The sequence below is a fragment of the Sphingomonas sp. genome (genome assembly GCF_013816785.1).
Taxonomy (GTDB): domain Bacteria; phylum Pseudomonadota; class Alphaproteobacteria; order Sphingomonadales; family Sphingomonadaceae; genus Sphingomicrobium.
The window spans coordinates 19,538-40,586 of record NZ_JACDDV010000014.1; the positions used below are offsets into that span (position 1 = coordinate 19,538).

The 21,049-nt window shown below is 63.6% G+C and carries 19 protein-coding genes and 1 pseudogene; 12 read left to right on the forward strand and 8 right to left on the reverse strand.

Annotation, left to right across the window (positions count from 1 at the left end; all coding sequences use genetic code 11):
- The first annotated feature begins 12 nt into the window (after window positions 1-12).
- From H0W65_RS04795 to H0W65_RS04810, 4 genes are all read left to right on the forward strand, one after another.
- Window positions 13-1,044 (forward strand): phytanoyl-CoA dioxygenase family protein, encoded by a 1,032-nt coding sequence (locus tag H0W65_RS04795; RefSeq protein ID WP_294004554.1) that lies wholly within the window; start codon window positions 13-15, stop codon window positions 1,042-1,044.
- A 146-nt stretch (window positions 1,045-1,190) separates the two neighbouring features.
- Complete coding sequence (gene parE, locus H0W65_RS04800; protein ID WP_294004557.1) at window positions 1,191-3,173, forward strand: DNA topoisomerase IV subunit B; 1,983 nt, start codon at window positions 1,191-1,193, stop codon at window positions 3,171-3,173.
- A 351-nt stretch (window positions 3,174-3,524) separates the two neighbouring features.
- Window positions 3,525-3,740: a hypothetical protein gene (locus H0W65_RS04805; protein WP_294004560.1), complete on the forward strand. Its 216-nt coding sequence runs from the start codon at window positions 3,525-3,527 to the stop codon at window positions 3,738-3,740.
- Entirely contained in the window at window positions 3,737-4,456 is a 720-nt protein-coding gene (locus tag H0W65_RS04810) for a hypothetical protein (RefSeq protein ID WP_294004563.1), read from the forward strand. The genes H0W65_RS04805 and H0W65_RS04810 overlap by 4 nt, the downstream gene beginning before the upstream one ends.
- A gap of 210 nt (window positions 4,457-4,666) precedes the next feature.
- On the opposite strand, the gene H0W65_RS04815 is transcribed toward H0W65_RS04810, so the two are convergent.
- The 4 genes from H0W65_RS04815 to H0W65_RS04830 all read right to left on the reverse strand — a co-directional run bounded on the left by H0W65_RS04815 (window position 4,667) and on the right by H0W65_RS04830 (window position 9,109).
- On the reverse strand, window positions 4,667-5,950 hold the full coding sequence (locus tag H0W65_RS04815; RefSeq protein ID WP_294004566.1) for a sugar transferase: 1,284 nt from the start codon (window positions 5,948-5,950) through the stop codon (window positions 4,667-4,669).
- A gap of 36 nt (window positions 5,951-5,986) precedes the next feature.
- Window positions 5,987-7,270, reverse strand: coding sequence for a nucleotide sugar dehydrogenase (locus tag H0W65_RS04820; RefSeq protein WP_294004569.1), 1,284 nt, complete (start codon window positions 7,268-7,270; stop codon window positions 5,987-5,989).
- 15 nt (window positions 7,271-7,285) lie between these two features.
- A complete protein-coding gene (locus H0W65_RS04825) occupies window positions 7,286-8,602 on the reverse strand; it encodes a UDP-glucose/GDP-mannose dehydrogenase family protein (protein WP_294004572.1) in 1,317 nt (438 codons plus the stop codon).
- 84 nt (window positions 8,603-8,686) lie between these two features.
- Window positions 8,687-9,109: an Lrp/AsnC family transcriptional regulator gene (locus H0W65_RS04830; protein ID WP_294004575.1), complete on the reverse strand. Its 423-nt coding sequence runs from the start codon at window positions 9,107-9,109 to the stop codon at window positions 8,687-8,689.
- Window positions 9,110-9,215: 106 nt separating this feature from the next.
- On the opposite strand from H0W65_RS04830, the gene H0W65_RS04835 reads away from it, so the two are divergent.
- The 6 genes and pseudogenes from H0W65_RS04835 (at window position 9,216) to H0W65_RS04855 (ending at window position 13,757) form a co-directional block, all read left to right on the forward strand.
- Entirely contained in the window at window positions 9,216-9,791 is a 576-nt protein-coding gene (locus H0W65_RS04835; RefSeq protein WP_294004578.1) for a cysteine hydrolase family protein, read from the forward strand.
- A 62-nt stretch (window positions 9,792-9,853) separates the two neighbouring features.
- Window positions 9,854-11,245 (forward strand): 30S ribosomal protein S12 methylthiotransferase RimO, encoded by a 1,392-nt coding sequence (gene rimO / locus H0W65_RS04840; RefSeq protein ID WP_294004580.1) that lies wholly within the window; start codon window positions 9,854-9,856, stop codon window positions 11,243-11,245.
- A pseudogene (locus H0W65_RS12185) lies at window positions 11,160-11,547 on the forward strand (CHRD domain-containing protein). The gene rimO and the pseudogene H0W65_RS12185 overlap by 86 nt, the downstream one beginning before the upstream one ends.
- 9 nt (window positions 11,548-11,556) lie before the next feature.
- A complete protein-coding gene (locus tag H0W65_RS04845; protein WP_294004583.1) occupies window positions 11,557-12,951 on the forward strand; it encodes a M17 family metallopeptidase in 1,395 nt (464 codons plus the stop codon).
- Between the two features lie 148 nt (window positions 12,952-13,099).
- Window positions 13,100-13,456 carry a MarR family winged helix-turn-helix transcriptional regulator gene (locus H0W65_RS04850; RefSeq protein ID WP_294004616.1) on the forward strand — a complete coding sequence of 119 codons (357 nt, stop codon included), beginning with the start codon at window positions 13,100-13,102 and terminating at the stop codon, window positions 13,454-13,456.
- 19 nt (window positions 13,457-13,475) lie between these two features.
- A complete protein-coding gene (locus tag H0W65_RS04855) occupies window positions 13,476-13,757 on the forward strand; it encodes a hypothetical protein (protein ID WP_294004586.1) in 282 nt (93 codons plus the stop codon).
- A gap of 1 nt (window position 13,758) precedes the next feature.
- On the opposite strand, the gene mltG is transcribed toward H0W65_RS04855, so the two are convergent.
- From mltG to H0W65_RS04870, 3 genes are all read right to left on the reverse strand, one after another.
- Window positions 13,759-14,721, reverse strand: coding sequence for an endolytic transglycosylase MltG (gene mltG, locus H0W65_RS04860; RefSeq protein WP_294004589.1), 963 nt, complete (start codon window positions 14,719-14,721; stop codon window positions 13,759-13,761).
- Window positions 14,718-15,974, reverse strand: coding sequence for a beta-ketoacyl-ACP synthase II (gene fabF, locus H0W65_RS04865; protein WP_294004592.1), 1,257 nt, complete (start codon window positions 15,972-15,974; stop codon window positions 14,718-14,720). The genes mltG and fabF overlap by 4 nt, the downstream gene beginning before the upstream one ends.
- A gap of 105 nt (window positions 15,975-16,079) precedes the next feature.
- A complete protein-coding gene (locus H0W65_RS04870) occupies window positions 16,080-16,316 on the reverse strand; it encodes an acyl carrier protein (protein ID WP_294004595.1) in 237 nt (78 codons plus the stop codon).
- Window positions 16,317-16,530: 214 nt separating this feature from the next.
- On the opposite strand from H0W65_RS04870, the gene H0W65_RS04875 reads away from it, so the two are divergent.
- On the forward strand, window positions 16,531-16,998 hold the full coding sequence (locus tag H0W65_RS04875) for a vgr related protein (protein ID WP_294004598.1): 468 nt from the start codon (window positions 16,531-16,533) through the stop codon (window positions 16,996-16,998).
- Between the two features lie 25 nt (window positions 16,999-17,023).
- Here H0W65_RS04875 and H0W65_RS04880 read toward each other — a convergent pair whose 3' ends face one another.
- On the reverse strand, window positions 17,024-17,803 hold the full coding sequence (locus tag H0W65_RS04880) for a Crp/Fnr family transcriptional regulator (protein WP_294004601.1): 780 nt from the start codon (window positions 17,801-17,803) through the stop codon (window positions 17,024-17,026).
- Window positions 17,804-18,552: 749 nt separating this feature from the next.
- Here H0W65_RS04880 and H0W65_RS04885 point away from each other — a divergent pair.
- A partial coding sequence (locus tag H0W65_RS04885) for a TonB-dependent receptor (RefSeq protein WP_367120126.1) occupies window positions 18,553-21,049 on the forward strand: 2,497 nt, incomplete at its 3' end.

Consider the following 21,049-nt stretch of genomic DNA (forward strand, 5'->3'; position numbering starts at 1 on the left):
GGCGTCGAACTTATGAAAAGCCGGTTACCCGGCTGGTGGAAGGCACCCTGGTGGATCCTTCAGCTCGCCACCGGCGCGAAAAGCTTCGTCGACAATCCCTTCCTTGGGTCGCCCGCGCTCAACCGGCGCGGGCTTCACCTGGCGCGGATGAAGCTGGCGCATCGCCTGGCTTGGTGGCGGCGGTCAAGGCTAGCCGGTGCGGTCGACCCGAGGGACCGAGCGGCCTTCGACCAGAACGGCTTCGTCGCTATTCCGGATTTTTTGCCGGCCGCTGAATTCAACGCTCTGAAGGCCGCGCTTTTCTCGTCTAAATTCGAGGCACGGGAGCAACAGCAAGGTAGCACTGTCACGAGGCGGGTGGCGATCAATCCTCGCCTCGTGCGCGACGTTCCCCAACTCGGCGGCCTATTGCGAAGTCGGCGTTGGAAAGGCCTGATGCGTTATGTCGCCAGCACTGGCGGCGAGCCGCTCTACTATCTCCAAACGATCATCACCTCGCCCGATGGGCCCCCCGATCCGCAATTCAATCTCCATTCCGACTCGTTTCAACCGGCGCTGAAGGCCTGGCTGTTCCTGACCGAAGTCGATGATCGAGCAAGCCCCCTCCTCTATGTCGCCGGATCGCACCGCCTGACACCGGCCCGGACCGCCTGGGAGAAACGCAAGAGCATGGTCGTCCAAACGATCGACGACCGGCTGTCGCAGCGGGGATCGTTCCGCATTTCGCGCGACGAGCTTTCCGGCTTGGGACTCCCAGAGCCAACCCGATTCGCCGTCGCGGCCAATACGCTAGTCGTTGCCGATACGTTCGGGTTCCACGCCCGCGGCCAGTCAAACATCCCCGCTGTCCGGGTTGAGATTTGGGCATATCGCCGCCGCACCCCGTTCCTGCCCTGGAGCGGTGGCGACCCCTTGTCCCTCCCGGGATTGGCGCTGCGCCGCATCGATTGGCTTTACGCAATCACCGACTGGCTGGACCGGGGAGGCTGGCGCCAACAGCATTGGCGAGCGGTCGGGCGCATTCCGCTGGGCCGCCCGCGCTAAGCGAGGAAAGCGCGGATTCGCGCCGCGCGCGGGCCGGGGCGGATTCCTCGCCAACGACGAGGGTGTCATGTCGAATTTTATGGAATGAAATGATCATTTCAAGATGCTTGGCTTAGCGCTTGAGCGGCCCCTATAGCGGGGCCAGCATGTCCGATCTTTTCGCTTCCGGTTCCGCCCCCACACCCGACAGTTACGATGCGTCCTCGATCGAGGTTCTCGAGGGGCTCGAGCCGGTTCGCCGCCGCCCCGGCATGTACATCGGCGGCACCGACGCCCGCGCGCTCCATCACCTTGCCGCCGAAGTGATCGACAATTCGATGGACGAGGCTGTCGCCGGGCACGCCAGCCGGATCGAGGTAACGCTGGAGCCCGGCAATCGCCTGACCGTGACCGACAACGGCCGCGGCATTCCGGTCGACCCGCACCCCAAATATCCGCAGCAGTCGGCGCTCGAAGTGATCCTCACCACGCTTCACTCGGGCGGCAAGTTCGAGGGCAAGGCCTATTCGACCAGCGGCGGCCTTCACGGCGTCGGGGTCAGCGTCGTCAATGCACTGTCGATCGAGACGATCGTCGAGGTCGCGCGCGACAAGAAGCTTTACCGTCAGCTGTTCTCGAAGGGCATCGCCACCTCGCCGCTCGAGGAGATCGGCGCCGCCCCCAACCGCCGCGGCACGACCGTCAGCTTCGTTCCCGATCCCGATATCTTCGGAGCGGACGCCCGTTTTTCGCCCGAGAGGCTTTACAAGCTCGCCCGATCGAAAGCCTATCTGTTCGCCGGCGTCGAAATTCGCTGGCGCTGCGATCCGTCGCTGGCGAGCGATGCGGTTCCCGAGAACGCGGTTTTCCAATTCCCCGGCGGTCTCGCCGGCCATCTTGCCGAACAGCTTCAGGACCGCGAGTGCGTCACCTCCGCGTCATTCGCCGGAAAGCAGGACTTTCCCGACGAGCAGGGCGCGGCCGAATGGGCAGTCGCCTGGCCGCTGTGGAGCGAGGGTGCCAACGAATCCTATTATTGCAACACCATTCCAACCCCCGATGGCGGCACGCACGAAGCCGGCCTGCGCGCCGCGCTGACCAAGGGCATCCGCGCGTTCGGCGACCTCGTCGGGCAAAAAAAGTCGAAGGACATCACCGCCGACGACGTTTTCAACGGGGTCGAGCTGATGCTCAGCGTGTTCATTCGCAATCCGCATTTTCAAAGCCAGACCAAGGACCGCCTGACCAGCCTGGAGGCAGCGCGCTTCGTGGAGGCGGCGGTGCGCGACCATTTCGACCATTATCTGGCCGACAATATGGACCGCGGTCGCGCCCTGCTCGGCGCGATCCTCGAGCGGATGGACGAGCGCTTGAAGCGCCGCGCCGAGCGCGAGGTCAAGCGCAAGACCGCGACCAGCGCGCGCAAGCTGCGCCTTCCCGGCAAGCTGACCGATTGCGCCAATGACGACGCCGCCGGGACCGAGCTGTTCATCGTCGAGGGCGACAGTGCCGGCGGGTCAGCCAAACAGGCGCGCAATCGCAAGACCCAGGCGATCCTGCCGATACGCGGCAAGATTTTGAACGTCGCCTCGGCCACCGCCGACAAGATCCGCGCCAACGCCGAGATCGCCGACCTGCAGCAGGCGCTGGGCTGCGGCATCCGCGACAAATGGATCGAGGATGCGCTGCGTTACGAACGGATCATCATCATGACCGATGCCGACGTCGACGGCGCCCACATCGCCACGTTGCTGATGACCTTTTTCTTCCAGGAAATGCCCGAGCTGGTGCGGCGCGGTCATCTGTTCCTGGCGCAGCCCCCGCTTTATCGCCTGACCAGCGGCTCCAGGTCGGCCTACGCCCGCGACGACGCCCACCGCGCGGAGCTCGAACGGACCGAGTTCAAGGGCAAGAAAGTCGAGGTCGCCCGCTTCAAGGGCCTCGGCGAAATGAACCCCGACCAACTCAAGGAAACGACGATGGACCCGGCGAGCCGTTCGCTGATCCGCATCACCCTGCCCGGCGAATGGCAGGATCGTCAGCCGGTCAAGGACCTCGTCGAGCGCCTGATGGGCAAAAACCCGGAGCACCGCTTCAACTTCATCCAGGCAAGCGCGGCCGCAGTCGACGAGGACACGATCGATGCCTGATCAACGGCCAACGGTTCGCGGCGCTGGCCTGGCTGCGGTTATACCAAGGGGAAAGTGAGTGAAGACCGGACGCTTATTGGTCTTGAGTTGCATCATGTTCGCGGCTTCCGGGTCATTCGCCGCTTTCGCAGCCCGAAACCAGCGCAGCGGCTCGAAACCTCACAATTTCACTTCCGTGAACGGTTCCTGTTCGCGCCTTATCATCGGCGGAAAGGATTCAAGCGGCCAATGCGAAGGCAGGCTTTTAAGCTCGTCCAGTGCAACCGCCGGCACCGAATTCTACTTCTGGTCCGCGATTTCGGCATGGTGACGTTCGCCGGGTTTGAAGCGCCAGCCAAGGGGCGCGAGAGAATGGTCCAAGTGGACGAAGTGATCGTCAATCAAGTCGGCCCCGGAGTCCGCCCGCCTGCTGACCATTCCAACGAAATGACGGCGAGAGGTACGTGCACCTACACCAACCTCTATGCCGGTCCGAGCCACATCGACTGCACCGCATCGACCGGGAAGGGCCCGTTCAGCGCAGCATTCCTGTCCGACGGAAAGCCGCCGACTCAAGCCCATCGGTGAGCGGGCGACCGATCATCGCCCCCTTTAAAAGCTCGCCTGATCGCGGCGACGTCAAAGGCCTGCGCCAGTTCCTGAGTCCCGAACAACAGCACAGCTGGATGGAAGGCGAAACGGCCCTGCCTGACGAGCGCCGGGAGTCCCTCGAACAGCAATCTCTCGAACAGCGCTTCAAATACGCCGCCCGCTTCGAGAAACTTTTGCGCAAGCCTCAGGCTGGGGACGTCCTCGACATTCTCCGCCGCTACGCCGAAAACTGCCTGCCGATCCCGCGCCAGACCGAGCGCTGGTTCTGGTCGGTGTCCTGCCTGCCGTCGACCTCCGACAAGCCGCTCGCCCGGGTCAATGCGAGCTGGATGGAGCTGTTCACCTTACTGCCGGACGGCCTTGCGACGCCGCTCGGGACAGGCGAGCATCTCCGCGCGCGGATCATCGTCCATCTGTCGGATTTCACCACCGACGGCTCGCCTGAACCCGACCGTCTCGACCAGGCCTTTCTCGAACGATCCGTCTCGCGGCCCGAGGACGTCAGCCATTTCAACTGGAAAGCCGACACCTTCGGCATCAAAATCCGCGGCTCCGCCTCGATCCATAAATTCCTCATGGAGCCCCGCGCGCTGCGGGCCATTCGGAGGTTCAATCTGACCCACTTGAACCGGGGCCGGAATGCCTATCAAGCAAGCCACTGCTTTAGTCTGGCGGATGCCATATTGGATTGAGTGGCTCTGGGATGCGCTACCCCGATGACAATGCGCCGATTCGATCGCTGGCGTTTATCTCGCTTTTCCGGGGTTTCCGGCACAAAACGTCTGCTGGGTCCGTGACTCTTGTGACTTTAAGCCGCTTTCGCCTCTACGGTCGCTCAGGCCGGGCGCCGAATTAGAGTCCAAACGGGCGTATCCGGGCGCGAGAACGCGCAATTTAGCGCCCTATCGCGCTCCGAACCCGCTTAGCATCGTCTTCATCGTTCGGAACAGGATCAAGATGTCGAGCCAGGCCGAGAAATATTTGATGTAGTAAAAATCATACTGCAGCTTTGCGTGGACCTCGTCGACGCTCGCCACATGACCCTGATTGACCTGCGCCCAGCCGCTGATCCCTGGCCTCACCACGTGTCGGTAGCGGTAGAATGGGATTTCGCCGGTGTACCAGGCCGACAGCACCTCCGCTTCGGGCCGCGGGCCGATCCAACTCATCTGCCCTGCGATGATGTTGAAAATCTGGGGTAGTTCATCGAGCCGGCTACGGCGGAGAAAGGCTCCGACCCGTGTCACGCGATGATCGGCATGAGTGGTGATCGCGCTGTCCCTGTCGTCGTCCAAGGGAGAGCGCATCGCCATCGTCCGAAACTTGACCACTTCGAAACAGGTGCCGGCCTGCCCCATGCGGCGCTGTCGGAACAGCGCGGGACCCTCGCTGTCGAGCCGGATCGCGATGGCGATCACTAGCAGCAACGGCAGAACGAAGGGCAGGATCGCCAGCGCGAAAAGCAGGTCGGCGATCGACTTCAGATGGAAATAGCCGCGCGCCGGAACCAGGCTGCCGAAGCTGTTTTCGGACAAATGGTCCATCGCCACCCGCCCGGTCAGCGATTCGGACAATTGCTTGACCTGATAGACCATCCGCCCCTGGATCGCCGCGTCGGCCAGTAGGCCCTCCCACTCGTCCGGGACGGCGGCGGAGAAGTCGGCCACCAGCGCGTCGCAGGTCGCCGCTTCGGCAAGGTCGGGACGCTCCAGCATCTGCCAGTCGACCTGGTCGATCGTCGCCAGCCGGTCGACCGCGCCGTAGGGGACGATCGCGATACGGTAACGGATGTGGCGTTGCACCGCGACGTAGAGCCCATAGCTCCACACGAGATGCCCGATAGCGCCAGCAACCAACGCGAGGCGGTCGTAAGGCAGGCGAGCCATCAATAATATGGTTACGATCAGCCCGTGAGCGACGATGACCGACGGCAGGATGACATGGGTCGACCGGTTGCCCGGATAGGTCTCGATCGACAACCGCGTCCAAAATGCCACCGCGACCGCGATGACGTTGAACATCAGCGAATTGATCGAACTTGCAAGGAAGGTGTCCTGCGGGACGATCAGCGACCGCAGGAAAAATGGCAGGCCGGCGGTCACCACCAAGGCGCCCATCAGGTTGAACCGCTGCCGCGCGAAGAAGCTGCGGCGGGTCTTCAACATGGTGGGTGGGGCGTGAATCATCAGTCCTTTAACCGGCGGCCGTCCCGGTAGTTGCCATTAAAGCGACCAGCGCCGGATATGCGCCGGTAGCGTTAGCCTCCGCCAGATGCCCTTCAGATCGGCGACCAACGCCCCCTCCTTCGTCAAGCCCGCAATTTCGTCGGCGCCCATCGCGCGATAAGCGGCGTGACCGACCGCCGCGAACAGGCAATCATAATCCCCGCCGGGCTCGGCCACCAGCGTCACACCATATTCGCGCGCGACTTCGGTCGGATCGGCGAGCGGGTCGGCCACGGTCACGTGATGGCCTAACTCCTCGAGCCGACGAACGACATCGATCGCGCGGCTGTTGCGCACGTCGGGCACGTCTTCCTTGAAGGTGATCCCCAAGAAGAGGATTCGTTTAGGCTGGAGGCCCAGTTGCGCGTGCAGCCGTTCAGCGATCCAGCGGCCCATGCCGTCGTTGATGCCGCGGCCGGACAGGATGACGCGGGGGTGGTGACCAAGGGTTTCGGCGTGAAAGCTGAGGTAATAGGGGTCCACGCCGATACAATGCCCGCCGACTAAACCCGGTTCGAACGGCAGGAAATTCCACTTGGTTCGCGCCGCGTCGAGCACGTCCCATACCGAAGTGCCCGTCATCGCCAATATTTGCGCGACCTCATTCATGAAGGCAATATTGATGTCGCGCTGGGCGTTTTCGATCGCCTTGGCCGCTTCGGCGGCGCGGATCGACGCGGCGCGGAACACACCCGCTTCGGTGACCGCACCGTAAAGCTCGGCCAGCTCGTCGAGTGTTTCGTCATCCTCGCCCGCGACGACCTTGACGATTTTCTCGACGCGGTGGACCTTGTCGCCGGGATTGATCCGCTCGGGGCTGTAGCCCAGCCGGAAATCCCTGCCCCGCTTGAACTTCGACGCCGCCTCGATCGCCGGCCCGCATTCTTCTTCAGTCGCGCCGGGATAGACGGTGCTCTCGAACACCACGATGGTCCGCTTCGCCGGATTAATCCAGCCGGCGAGCCGCCGCGAGGCCGCGAGCAGAGGGCCGAGATCGGGGCGGTTGGCAGCGTCGACCGGAGTCGGAACGGTGACGATGACGATGTCGGCCCCGGCGCAGTCCGCATCGCTGGTGGTGAAGGTAAGCCGGGTCGACTGGAGAGTTCCCGTCTCGACCTCTCGGGTGCGGTCATGGCCGGCAACCAGCTGGTCGATCCGGCCGCGATCGATGTCGAATCCGATCACCTCGTCTCCAGGGTGCGCCTTGGCCAGCGCCACGGCCAACGGCAGCCCGACATAGCCAAGGCCGACGATCACGATCCGGCGAGACTGTCCCTCCACGCCGCTCAAGCCCGGTCAGGCATTGGGCCGTCCGCGGCCTATGCCGCGATAGGCGAGGCCGGCCCGTTCGGCGTCCGACCGGTCGTAGATATTGCGGAGGTCGACCAGCACATTGCCGCGCATCCGGCGGGCCAAGTCCGCCAGGTCGAGCGCGCGGAATTCGTCCCACTCGGTGACGATCACCAGCGCATCGGCGCCGTCGGCGACATCCTCGGCTCGCGCCGCATAATCGATTTCGCCCAGCAGCGACTCAGCTTGTACCCGCCCGACCGGATCGAACGCGACGACGCTGGCGCCGCCGGTAAGCAGTCCCTCGACCAAGGGGATCGACGGCGCGTCGCGCATGTCGTCGGTGTTGGGCTTGAAGGTCAGGCCGAGCAGGCCAATCCGCTTCCCCTCGAGGTTGCCGCCGAGCGCCGCCCGAACGCGCTCGGCCATCGCCGCCTTGCGGTCGTCGTTGACCGCGACCACCGTCGACACGATCCGCTGCTCGACCCCAGCGTCATCCGCCGTCTTGAGCAGCGCCAGCGTGTCCTTGGGAAAGCAGCTGCCACCATATCCCGGCCCGGCGTGCAGGAATTTGCCGCCGATCCGATTGTCGAGGCCAATGCCGCGGGCGAGTTCCTGGACGTCGGCATCGACCGCTTCGCACAGGTCGGCCATCTCGTTGATGAAGCTGATCTTCATCGCCAGGAAGGCGTTGGCGGCATATTTGGTCAGCTCGGCGGTGCGGCGGCTGGTAAACAGCAGCGGCGCCTTGTTGAGGAACAGCGGCCGGTAGATCTCGGCTAGCACGGCACGCGCGCCATCGTCCTCGGCGCCAACCAGGATGCGGTCGGGGTGCTTGAAATCGGCAATCGCCGCGCCTTCGCGCAAAAACTCGGGGTTGGACGCGACCGAGCAGCCCTTGGGCGCGCCTTCCTCCGCCAGGATTTCCGCGATCCGATCGCCGGTTCCGACCGGCACGGTCGACTTGGTGACCACGACGAGCGGCTGGTCGAGCAACCCGGCCAGCTCCTTCACCGCCGCATAGACATAGGTCAGGTCGGCATGGCCGTCGCCGCGTTGCGAGGGCGTGCCGACGGCGATGAACACCGCCTGGGCCCCCTTGAGCGCTTCGGTCAGGTCGGTGGTGAACGCCAATCGCCCGCGCTCGACATTGGACTTGACCAGCGATTCAAGCCCCGGCTCCCAGATCGGCATGCGTCCCGCAAGCAGCGCGTCGATCTTGGTCACGTCCTTGTCGACGCAGGTTACATGATGCCCGAAATCGGCAAAGCAGGTCCCTGAAACGAGCCCGACATAACCGGTGCCGATCATCGCAATACGCATTTAAAAATGTCCGTTTCGGCCGAATGATCGAGCGCGTGCCTTAGCCAGCCCTCGGGTCGTTGGCCAGTCCGCCGGCGGGGTTTCCTAGCCGAGATGCTTATCGAGCACGACCGATGTCGCCACCGTCGCGATACCCGGCACCGCGGCAATCGCCGATCGGCAGCGCTCGATGTCGGCGATACTCTGACCATCCACCCGAATGATGACGTCGGTCTCGCCGGTTACCGAATGGATCAGGGCGACCCCGGGGATATCCTTTAGCTTGGGCACGATCTGCGCGCAGCGATAGCTAGGGTGGAAGCCGAGGGTCAGATAGGCCGACTGGGAGTCGCCGCCCTCGGACCTCTCGACGATGGTGAAGCCACGGATCGCGCCGGTCGTCTGAAGTCGCGCCAGCCGTTCCTGGGTCGCGCTTCGCGACAGATTGATAGCGCGCGCAAGATCCACGATCGAGCGCCGCGCATCGCGCCGCAACAACATCAGCAACAATCGGTCACGCTCGTCCACAGCATTCCCCCGCCAAATACCGGCATAGTGCCGGCGGTTCCGGCATCATGCCGAAGGAAACCGGCCGAAGGAACCGCGATAACGATCCTTTCCAATGGAGACCCTCATGACCATGGACCTTGACCTCGACCATACCGTGCTTCTGCCAATCGACATGCAGCGCGCTTTCGACGGGCCGCAGTGGCCGCGACGCTGGAACGATTCGGTCGACGCGAACGGAATTGCCTTGATCGAGGAATGGCGCAGCGCGGGGCGAACGATCATTCATGTCCGCCATGATTCGCTAACGCCCGGTTCCAACCTCTTTCCCGGCAGCCCCGGCAATGGCTTCCGCCCCGGCTTCGGCCCGGTCGGCGATGAGGCACTGGTAACGAAAAGCGTCAACTCGGCCTTCATCGGCACCGATCTCGATTTGCGGCTCAAGCGTCTTGGCGCCCGCCATGTCATCGTCTTCGGGATCGCCACCGACATTTGCGTTTCCACCACCATTCGCACCGGGGCGAACATGGGCTGGGACATGATCCTGGTCCCCGACGCCTGCGACTGCTTCGATCTTCCCGACGGCCAGGGAGGCGTGATTCCCGCCGAGCAAATTCAGGCCGCCCATGTCGCGACACTGGCGTTCGAATTCTGCCGCACGATCCCCGCGGCGCAGTTACTGGCATTGAAAGAGGCTGCCTGACCGACGGCGCCAACGCCCGCCTCGATTTTGCCGGAAAAAGCGTTTAGGGGCGGCAGCTTCCCATGGCTACCATCCTCCCCTCCCCGCCGCGCGTCGGCATGGTCTCGCTCGGCTGTCCCAAGGCGCTGGTCGACAGCGAGCGCATCCTGACCAAGTTGCGCGCCGACGGTTATCAGATGTCGCCTGACTATGCCGGCGCCGACGTCGTGCTGGTCAACACCTGCGGTTTCCTCGACAGCGCCAAAGAGGAAAGCCTCGAGGCGATCGGAGAAGCGATTGCCGAGAACGGCCGCGTTGTCGTCACCGGCTGCATGGGCAATCAAGCCGACGTCATCCGCGCGCGCTTTCCCAGCGTGCTCGCGGTCACCGGCCCCCAGCAATATGACGCCGTCGTCGCGGCGGTGCACGAGGCCGCTCCGCCGGTCCCCAACGCCTACCTCGATCTCGTCCCCTCGGCCAACGTCGGGCCGGGGATCAAGCTCACCCCGCGCCATTACAGCTATCTGAAGATTTCCGAGGGCTGCAACCACCGTTGCGCTTTCTGCATTATCCCCTCGATCCGCGGCGACCTCGTCAGCCGCCGGCCCGACGCCATCTTGCGCGAAGCGGAGAAGCTTGTCGCGGCGGGGACCAAAGAACTGCTGGTCATCAGCCAGGACACCTCGGCCTATGGCGTCGACCTGAAATTCGCCGCCTGGCCGTGGAAGCCGCGCAATGCCGAGCCGATCCCAAATGAGCCAACAAGCGTGCGCGCGCACATGACCGACCTCGCTCGCGAGCTTGGCCGGTTGCGCACGCCGGAAGGCGAAACCCCCTGGGTGCGCCTTCATTATGTCTATCCCTACCCGCACGTCGACAGCGTCATCCCGCTGATGGCCGAAGGGCTGGTGCTGCCCTATCTCGACATTCCGTTCCAACACGCCTCTCCCAAGATCCTCAAGGCCATGCGACGCCCGGCCAACGAGGCGAAAGTGCTTGAGCGCATCGCCGCCTGGCGGCGCGAATGTCCGGACATCGCCATCCGCTCGAGCTTTGTCGTCGGCTTCCCCGGTGAAACCGAAGCGGATTTCGACTATCTCCTGCAATGGCTCGAGGAAGCGCAGCTCGACCGCGTCGGCGCGTTTCGCTTCGAACCGGTCCAAGGCGCGGCGGCCAATGCCCTTCCCGACCCGGTGCCCGAAGAGGTCAAGGAAGAGCGCTACGCCCAAGTGATGGAGCTGACCGCACGCATCTCGGCGGACAAACTCACCGCCAAGGTCGGCCGGACGATTGACGTATTGATCGACGCGGTCGATGCCGAAGAAGGCGGCGCCACCGGCCGCTCCAAGGCCGACGCGCCGGAAATCGACGGCGAAGTCCATCTGCGCGATGCGGGCCACCTTTCGCCGGGAGATATCGCCCGCGTGGTCATCGAAGAAAGTGACGAGCACGACCTGTTCGGGGCGCTCGCTTAACGTTAGCAAGCTTGACGCAACGCTCACCGGCACCGCCGAAGTGCCGGGGCCCGGCGATAGCGACGCCACCGGATCGGCCTTGGTCACTGTCAATAGCGGCCAGGCCCAGCTCTGCTACAAGCTCAGCGTCCAACATCGCCACCGCGACCATGGCCCACATCCATGCTGGCGCCGCCGGAGTTGCCGGGCCTGTCGTGGTCACCTTGAGGGCCCCGGCGAGCAGCCAAAGTTCTGGCTGCGTCAAAGTCGCGCAGGGCAGCTGGCCAAGTAGCACCCTGTCGCCCATCGCCCGCCTCGGCTAAAGGCGGGCGATGACCGACTTCGCAGCCCTCTTGATACCCGACCGCGACGAACCGGCGCGGGCCATTCACCTCGTCGACAAGGCCAGTTTCGAGGGCTGGGCCAAGCTTCAGCCCGCGGAGCGCCGCGCGCTGCTGAAGGCTACTCACTTCGACGGCACCAATGCTTATCAATTCGCTCTGCTGCCTGCAGCAAAGGGGGAATTTGAGGTTGTGACGACGGTGGCCGACGCTGCGGCGCTCTCGCCCTGGTGCCTTGCCAAGCTCGGCGCGGACCTGCCCGAAGGCCGCTACCGGCTTGCCCAAGGTAATCCCGGCCCGGCAGTGCTCGGCTGGCTGCTCGCCCAGCACCGCTTCGACCGGTACAAATCCTCGCCCCGGCCCGACCGCGGCCAACGTGTCCTGCTCACCAAGGAGGCTGCGGAGATTAACGCCTCCGTCCGCCTGGCCGAAGCCACCGCGATGGTCCGCGACCTGGTCGACACCCCGGCCGCCGACATGGGTCCGGCCGAATTGGAGGAAGTTTCTCGCGCCCTCGCCAGCGAATTTGGCGCCAAGGTCGAGGTCACCGGCGGTGATACGCTGGCGCAAGGCTATCCGATGATCGCCGCCGTCGGCCAGGGCGCCGCCCGGGACCGCGCTCCACGGCTGATCGAGCTTCGCTGGGGCAAGGAAGGCGATCCGCGCCTCGCCATCGTCGGCAAGGGCGTGTGCTTCGACACCGGCGGGCTCGACATCAAGCCGGCCAGCGGAATGCGGCTGATGAAAAAGGATATGGGCGGCGCGGCCCATGCTCTGGCGCTGGGGCGGCTGGTCATGGCCGCCAAACTTCCGGTCCGCCTCCACATGCTCATCCCCGCGGTCGAGAACAGCGTCTCCGCGAACGCGTTCCGGCCCGGCGACATTATCGACAGCCGCAAGGGTCTCAAGGTCGAGATCGACAACACCGACGCCGAAGGACGGCTGGTGCTCGGCGATGCCCTCACGCGAGCGGGCGAAGAGCAGCCGGCGTTGATCGTCGACTTCGCCACACTGACGGGGGCGGCGCGGGTCGCGCTCGGTCCCGACCTGCCCGCGATGTTCGTCAATGACGACGAGCTGGCGGACGAGCTTGAACGGTCAGCTAAGGAGGTGGCGGATCCGGTGTGGCGGATGCCGCTATGGGACGGCTATGACGAAATGCTCAAATCCGACCTGGCGGACCTCGCCAATGCCGCGGACTCGCCGATGGGCGGCGCGATCACGGCCGCGTTGTTCCTGCGGCGCTTCGTCCCCGAGGGGGTGCCCTGGGCCCATTTCGATACATTTGCCTGGCGACCTGCCGCGCGGCCAGGCCGGCCCAAGGGCGGTGAGGCGATAGGCCTGCGCGTCGTTTTCGCGGCGGTTTCGGCCAGATTCGGGGCGTAACGCTCCCGCATCGATCGGCCTAAGCGGCGGATTTTTCGCCGGTTTCGAAGTAGCCGACGCAACCATTCCCTCTCTGTTCGGTTGTCTTTGTCGACTGAATGATGATGGAGATTCCCTCCCCATGAGCGAGGTTTCGCTAACCGGCTGGATGCGCGCCCTGATCGGTTATGTCCGCTCCGGCGAGCCCGACCTGACCAACCGGCAGATGGCTCTGCTGATGCTGGTCTACCTGACGCCCGGCCCCCATACGGTACGTGGCTTGGCCCGGCTGCTCAGCGTGTCGAAGCCGGTCGTGACGCGCGCCTTGAACACCTTGGGTTCGCTGGGCTATCTGCGCCGCGAACGTGATCAGGACGACCGTCGCAACGTGTTCGTCGTGCGCACCAATGATGGGGCCAATTTCCTTGAAGGGTTCAAGCGTTACCTTAGGGCCGGGGACCAAGGGGCCGACACACGTCCCGCCATTGGCCAGCGCAACAAGGAACCCGCCTACGCGGCCCGTTGAGGGTTTCGCGCTGTCCGGCGTGTCGGAGCTGCCCGATCCGGCAACCCACGCCTATCGCCAGGATCTGGCCGACGCCGCGCTCGCCGGACGCGTGATCGCCTCGCATTATGCCGAGCCGCTGGCGCGCCGCATCGCCGTCGCCGCGCGCTTGATGAAAGCGCCCGCCGATGACGCGGAGCTGGTTTCCGAACTCGACGCCGGCGAAGAACTGCTCATGCTCGACAACAGTCTTGGCTGGGCATGGGGCTATGGCCCCGACGGCCGCGTCGGTTATGTCCGCAGCGAAGCGGTCCGAGTTTAGCTTACATTTCCCCGCGCGCGCGGCGGATGGCATACCATTTGGCGACGTTGGCGTTGTGCTCGGCCAGCGTGTCGGCGAAGACATGGCCGCCGGTGCCGTCGGCAACGAAGTAAAGCGCCTTGGTCGGCGCCGGATCGAGGACGGCGGCGATGCTTTCGCGGCCCGGGTTGGCGATCGGTCCGGCCGGCAGACCCGCTTCGCGATAGGTATTGTAGCCGGTGATGGCGTCGAGCTCCGACCGCTTGATCCGGCGGCCGAGCGGTTTGCCCTTGGTGATTGGATAAATCACGGTCGGATCGGCGTCGAGCTTCATGCCGATCGTCAGCCGGTTGCAATAGACCCCGGCGACCAACTTCCGCTCGCTCGCCTTGCCGGTTTCCTTTTCGACGATGGACGCGAGCGTGACCGCTTCATGCGGGGTCGAGACCGGGCATCCCGGCTTGCGCTTGCTCCACAGCGCGGCGAGCGCCTTATCCATCGCCGACGTCATCCGCGCCAGCACAACCTTTCGCTCCTCCCCCTTTTGCCAGTCGTAACTACTGGGAAGGACCGACCCTTCCGGCGGCAGCGGTGCCGCCCCCCTCAGGCCGGCCAGCGCGGCGAGCTTTTCCTGGACGATGACCGACGGCATACCCTCGGCGATCGTGATCAGCCGGACGACTGGCCGCCCATGCTGGAGGATGTCGAGCAGGCGGGCGGCGCTGGTGCCCGCGGGGATGTCGAACTCTCCAGCCTGGACCGGGTCCGACGAACCGAGAACCCTCGCCATCGCGCGAAAGGTGGCGGCGCTGCCGGGGAGGAGCCGCTGGCGTTCAAGCTGCTGCGCGACCGAAGAAAGGGTCGAGCCCTCTGCCACAGTTACGCGATGCGGGCCGGAAGCCGAGCCGGCGCTCCACCACAGCAGGGCAATCGCCGCCGACGCGCCCAGGACGAGCAGCGCGGCCAGTCCCAACAGCTTCCTCACACCGCCTTCAGGACCAGGCTGGCATTGGTCCCGCCAAAACCGAAGCTGTTGTTGAGCACGGCGCGCACCGAGCGCTTCTTGGCCTTGTGCGGCACCAGGTCGACACCAAGCACCCCATCGCTTGGATTATCGAGGTTGAGCGTCGGCGGGACGATCTGGTCGCGGATCGCCAGGATGCAGAAGATGCTCTCAACCGCGCCGGCCCCGCCCAGCAGATGGCCGATCGCTGACTTGGTGCTGCTCATCGAGGCGCCGCACAGATCGTCGCCGAACACGCGCTTGGCGGCCGCGAGCTCGATCGTGTCGGCCATCGTCGAGGTGCCATGGGCATTGATATAGTCGATGTCGCACGGCTCCATACCCGCCTTCTTTAGCGCCATCCGCATCGCCAGCTCGGCACCCTTGCCCTCAGGGTGCGGGGCGGTCACGTGATAGGCATCGCCCGACAGGCCATAGCCGACGACTTCGGCGTAGATTTTCGCGCCCCGCGCCTTGGCATGCTCATATTCCTCGAGCACGACCACCCCCGCGCCCTCGCCCATGACGAAGCCGTCGCGGTCCTTGTCGTAGGGGCGCGACGCTTTTTCGGGCTGATCGTTGAAGGCGGTCGACAAAGCCCGCGCCTGGGCGAAACCGGCGACGCCAATCGGGCAGATGGTCGCCTCGGCGCCGCCCGCCAGCATGATGTCGGCGTCGTCGTCCTTGATCATCCGCGCCGCGTCGCCGATCGAATGGGCGCCGGTCGAGCAGGCGGTGACCACCGCGTGGTTGGGACCCATCAGGCCGTATTTGATGCTGACCTGGCCCGAAATGAGGTTGATCAGGCGGCCGTGGACGAAGTGCGGCGAAACCCGGCTCGGCCCCTTTTCATGGAGCACCAGGCTCTCGCTTTCGATGCCGGGCAATCCGCCGATGCCCGATCCGATCGAACAGCCGGCGCGAAAACGCGTCGCCTCATCCATTTCTAGGAGGCCGGCGTCCTCGATCGCCTGGCCGGCGGCGTCGATGCCGAAGATGATGAACGGATCGACCTGGCGTTGGACCTTATGGTCGACGCGCTTGCCGGGGTCGAACCCATAGGGATGGTCGGCGGGCTTGACCTCGCAGGCGATGCGGCACTTCTGGTCCGACGCATCGAAGCGGGTAATCGGCCCCGCGCCCGATTTGCCGGCCAGGATGTTCGCCCAGGTCGTCTCGACGTCGCCACCCAGCGGCGTCACCAGACCCATCCCCGTTACCACCACACGGCGCATGCGCTCACCCCTTGTCGCTTCGTCCAAATGCAAACGGCCTCCCGTTTCGAGCGGGAAGCCGTTTGTGCCGCCGTCATTGGGCGGGCGGCAGCCGATCGGTCCCGATCAGCTCTTGTTACTGTCGATAAAGTCGATCGCGTCCTTGACGGTCGAAATCTTCTCGGCCGCATCGTCCGGGATTTCGACCCCAAACTCTTCCTCGAACGCCATGACCAGCTCAACGATGTCGAGGCTGTCCGCGCCGAGGTCGTCGATGAAGCTCGCTTCCTCGGTGACCTTCTCGGCTTCGACGCCGAGATGTTCGACGACGATCTTTTTCACCCGATCGGCGGTCTCGCTCATGTGGACTATCCTCCGTTAGATTTGGCGCTGCCCTAGCGGGAGCCGAGGCACTGGGCAAGGGGCGCGCGCAGCCTGTCCGGGGGACAGGAGAGCACGGCCCTCGCGCGCAGCCTGTCCGGGGGACAGGAGAGCACGGCCCTCGCGCGCAGCCTGTCCGGGGGACAGGAGAGCACGGCCCTCGACCTCGCGTCCGTCAGCCCATAGTTTCCGCGACATGAAATCCGCCCGCCCCCTCACCCTCGGCGAGATCGCCCTCGCCCGATCGATCTTCGGCGAGGCCATCGACTATGATCGCGTGCGTATGGTTCGCCGCAAATGGTGGCCGTTTCAGCCCCGCGGCATCGTCATGGCCCCGACGGGCAACATCCACTTCCATCCCGACAGCCCCTTATGGTCGGAGGATTTTTCCGCGGAACGGTTGTCGTTGCAGGGCCTGTTCATTCACGAAATGACGCATGTGATGCAGAGCCATGAGCGAGGGCGCTTCTACCTGCCTCTGATGCGCCACCCGTTCTGTCGGTATAGCTATGAGGTAAGAGACGGCAAAGCATTCGACAGCTACGGATTGGAGCAGCAAGCGGAGATTATGCGACACATTTTTCTGAGTCGGCAGGGAACAACATTGCCGGGTCAAGAGGCCTTAGCAATGTTGGCGAGGAAGCTGCCGTTTGGAATTGGGTAACGTCCGCTATGGGTGGAGCGGACATTCAATCTGGATTTGCCGCGATCCCTCGCTCATGGATTTGAGCGGTGAAATGAGTAGGCTGAGGCTTAAGTAGCAAATAGGCCGGATCAAACTCTGCTAATTTCGCAAGCCTTGGCCAGTCCGGGATATCGATCACTCGCCCCACGCATTCGACCAAGCCGTCCTTCCTTAGGGCCTGTAGCGTTCTATTCATGTGCACCTTCGTTAGCCCCAACGTGTCCGCCAGATGCTCCTGCGTTGCCTCGAATGTAAAATGGGTTTTGGCCCCCAGTCCGACAGTTTCCATTCTAATGCCCATTTCGCATAGCAGATGCGCGAGGCCAGCCTTCGCAGTCTTATGAGCAAATATGGCAAGCCATTTAGCTAGGATCGATGCGTCAACGACCGTGTCGAGCCAGAGCGCCAGCGCAACGGCATTGTATCGCGAAACCAGGGCGCGGAGTTCTGCGTGAGGAATTCTGAGGATAGTCATTGGAACTAAGGCGGATATCCCCCACCCGGTGTGCGGTGAAGGCACGGAGTGTAAATCGCACATGTCGCCCGGCAGATAGAAAGCCGTAAACTGACGGCAGCCCTCCCCATCTAAATCGAACCTGCCGGCAAGGCCGGTCACGACCAAACAAGCGTGATCAACGGTTTGCCCAGGCGTAACGATGTCTTGGCCTGAGGCCATTGCATACCGTTGACCCGATAAGTGCAGGACGGCGTGCTGCTCCTCGGCCGACAGCGGCGAGCGCAGCATAAGACGCCGAAGAAACTCCGCGACGCCGTCAGATGCCATGCGCGCTCCTCTCACCCCTGCCGTAGCAAGTTTTAGGAGTTATTGGCGAAAAGGTTTTGCGACTGCCCTGACCGTCACAAAGTGATGCCCCGATTTATTTCGGAACCCGACTTCAGATGCCAGTGTTCGCAATGGATCGAAAGCGGCCGTTCAGTAAGTAAGGCGCACTGGTCCTCAATGAGAATGTTGATCACTTCTGCACTGCTGTCTTTGCTGGCCGCAGCACCCGCTCATGCAACTGGCCGCCTTGTCTGTCGCACGGCTGGCAGTCACCCGACCGAAATTGATCTGGTGATCAGCCACACGGTCGTTCCGTCGATTGTCTCGGCGCGTCTGCGCGACGGCGGTCGCGAAGTGCCCGTTCGCGTCGCGCAATCCTGGCTGGAGCCGAATGGGCTGCGGCTCGACCTCGTTGATTCGAACGCCGTTCGACACGAGCTCCGTATGAGCGTGAAACGAAATGGTCGAGCGTACGACGGGACTCTACAACGGGCTGCTGAGCGACGGTGGGTTCGCTGCCGGGACGGTGGCTGAAGCGTTGCCGCGGTGAGCCTCAAGTCGGCAATGGGTCGAAGGCGGACGTTAACAGGAAGCCACTGAACCGCGCGCTTACGGATGGCGGCTGCCTGCCGTTCACGAAAACTGTTACCCTTTCGCAACATGTGACATCGAATCGCCGACCCCTCTTTTTCACACGCGCGAAGCGTCCTATTCAGCCGTGATCGTTACGTTCCAAGGGGGGAATTTTCATGTCTATCCGTCGCCACGCCGCGCGTAGTTTACTCGCTGGGGCTGCCGCCCTAGCCATCGCCGCCCCTGCGTGGGCGCAAACCGCCGAGGAAGCGCAGGCGCAGGCCGCCAACCAGCCCGACGATAGTCAGGGCGATGTCATCATCGTCACCGCCACCAAGCGCGCTTCGACGGTGCAGGACGTCCCTTTCTCGATCAACGCGCAGACTCAGGAAGACATCCAGCGCGCCAATGCTTCGACCATCGAGGAAATTAGCCGCAACGTCGCCGGCCTTGCCGTGCAGAACCTCGGGCCGGGCCAGAGCCAGGTGTCGGTGCGCGGCGTATCGGCCGGTCAGATCGTCCGCGATCAGCCCGGCGTCAAGGAACAGGTCGGCGTCTATCTCGACGAGTCTGTCGTATCCCTGTCACTATTCACTCCGGATTTCGACCTGTTCGACTTGAACCGGGTCGAAACGCTGCGCGGTCCGCAAGGCACGTTGTTCGGTTCGGGAAGCGTCGGCGGCACGCTGCGCTACATCACCAATCAGCCCAAGCTGGGCCGGACCGAGGGCCTCGTCGAGGCCAATATCAACACGGTCGAAGAAAGCGACATCGGCGGCCATCTCAAGGGCGCGATCAACGTGCCGCTAGGCAACACCGCGGCGGTCCGCATTGTCGGCTATTATCAGAAATACGCCGGCTTCGTCGATGCCGTCGGCCCGGCGGCCGGCAAGAACATCAACGACGGGACCCGCGCGGGCGTCCGCGCCTCGATCCTGTGGCAGCCGACCGACGAACTCAAGATCACTCCGCGTGTCGTCTATCAAAAGGTCAAAGCCAACGGGTTCAATCGTGAAGAGTTCTTCAACCTCTACGGCAACCTGCTCAGCACGACGCGTCCGAAAGTCGACTTGGACGAGCGTGAGCAATATCTGCTGCTCCGCGAAAAATTCAAGGACGACACCTTGCTCGCGGATTTGACGGCTTCCTATGATTTGGGGCCGGTCGAGCTGACGTCGGTGACCAGCTACATCAATCGCGACATTCTCGTGTCGCGCGACGCCTCGGCGCTGACAGGGTCCATTTCCGATGATGCAGTCGGACTGCCTGATTCTGCAGTACTCTTGCCATCGAACCTGTTCGACACGACCGACCTCAAAAGCTGGACTCAGGAGGTTCGCGCGTCGTCGACGGGTTCTGGCCCCTTCCAGTGGCTCCTCGGCGGCTTTTATTCGAGCGTCGACCGCGACTATTCCCAAACTCTCCCCACCCCCGGTTACGCAGCAGCAGTCGGCATTCCCACTGGAGGCACCGCCGACCCGGATTCACCCTACAACAGCTTCCTTACCTATAAGATTAAGCAAAAGGCGGTGTTCGGCGAGGCGAGCTACGACTTTGGCCAGGTCAAGCTGACCGCCGGCGGTCGTTACTATGATTTCAAAGAAGATCGCACCTTCGACAATCGGGGCATTTTCTCATCGAGCAACACCCTTAGCCAGACGACGAAGTCGGACGGCTTCAGCCCGCGCGTCATTCTCACATACGAGCCGAGCCGGAACCTCAGTCTCAACCTCCAGGCGGCGAAAGGCTTCCGCCTTGGCGGTGCGAACGATCCTCTGAATATTCCTATCTGTAGGCCCGAAGACGTCGCTATTTTCGGGCCATTTTCGGGATCTTACAAAGACGAAACGCTGTGGAATTATGAGGCGGGCGTCAAATATCAGCGTCGCGGCGTCACCTTCAACGCCGCCGCCTTCTACACGGCCATCAAGGACCTTCAGGTCACGTTGGACGCGGGCAGCTGCTCGTCGCGCCTGGTCTTCAACGTGAAGAAAGCGCACACCAAAGGCATCGAGGCGGAGTTCGCGGTCCAGCCTGTCGAAGGTCTCGACTTGTCCCTGTCCGGAAGCTTGATCCAAGCCGAATTCGACACCACCCTGCCTGGAGCTCTAGCGGTCAGCACCGGTATCCGCGACGGGAACCGCCTGCCGTCCGTACCCAAGTTCCAAATGGCTGCCGCCGCGACCTACTCGTCCAGGTTCAGCGACAGCGCGGAATGGCACGCCACGGCGAGTCTCCAACACGTTGGGAACCGCTATACTCAACCATCCGACCAGGAAAATAATCCGCGCACATTCGTCTACCGCTCGCCGTTGACGCGACCTCGCCAAATCGACGCCAATTTTGGGAATATACCGGTGGGCTTGGGCACGACGGTTGACCTCAAGTTGCCGAGCTACAATTTGGTCAACCTGTCTATCGGGGTCGACTTCGACAGCGGGCTCGGATTGGCGCTGTACGCAAATAATGTCTTCGACGAAAATCCAAGGCTGTCGTTCGACCGCGAGCGGGACGGACGAGCGCGCCTCGGCTATAACATCGGCCAGCCGCGGACGATCGGCCTGACCGTTCGCCAGGCATTTGGATCGTCGCCGCCGCCGCCACCTCCGCCCCCGCCGCCGCCGCCGCCGCCGCCTCCTCCGGCAACGCAGACTTGCTCGGACGGCTCGGTGA

Bases quoted from the DNA above. Each gene is read 5' to 3' on its own strand.
- H0W65_RS04795 (WP_294004554.1), top strand. From the start codon at position 13: ATGAAAAGCCGGTTACCCGGCTGGTGGAAGGCACCCTGGTGGATCCTT.
- parE (WP_294004557.1), top strand. From the start codon at position 1,191: ATGTCCGATCTTTTCGCTTCCGGTTCCGCCCCCACACCCGACAGTTAC.
- H0W65_RS04805 (WP_294004560.1), top strand. From the start codon at position 3,525: ATGGTCCAAGTGGACGAAGTGATCGTCAATCAAGTCGGCCCCGGAGTC.
- H0W65_RS04815 (WP_294004566.1), bottom strand. From the start codon at position 5,950: ATGATTCACGCCCCACCCACCATGTTGAAGACCCGCCGCAGCTTCTTC.
- H0W65_RS04825 (WP_294004572.1), bottom strand. From the start codon at position 8,602: ATGCGTATTGCGATGATCGGCACCGGTTATGTCGGGCTCGTTTCAGGG.
- H0W65_RS04835 (WP_294004578.1), top strand. From the start codon at position 9,216: ATGACCATGGACCTTGACCTCGACCATACCGTGCTTCTGCCAATCGAC.
- rimO (WP_294004580.1), top strand. From the start codon at position 9,854: ATGGCTACCATCCTCCCCTCCCCGCCGCGCGTCGGCATGGTCTCGCTC.
- H0W65_RS04845 (WP_294004583.1), top strand. From the start codon at position 11,557: ATGACCGACTTCGCAGCCCTCTTGATACCCGACCGCGACGAACCGGCG.
- H0W65_RS04850 (WP_294004616.1), top strand. From the start codon at position 13,100: ATGCGCGCCCTGATCGGTTATGTCCGCTCCGGCGAGCCCGACCTGACC.
- fabF (WP_294004592.1), bottom strand. From the start codon at position 15,974: ATGCGCCGTGTGGTGGTAACGGGGATGGGTCTGGTGACGCCGCTGGGT.
- H0W65_RS04870 (WP_294004595.1), bottom strand. From the start codon at position 16,316: ATGAGCGAGACCGCCGATCGGGTGAAAAAGATCGTCGTCGAACATCTC.
- H0W65_RS04875 (WP_294004598.1), top strand. From the start codon at position 16,531: ATGAAATCCGCCCGCCCCCTCACCCTCGGCGAGATCGCCCTCGCCCGA.
- H0W65_RS04880 (WP_294004601.1), bottom strand. From the start codon at position 17,803: ATGGCATCTGACGGCGTCGCGGAGTTTCTTCGGCGTCTTATGCTGCGC.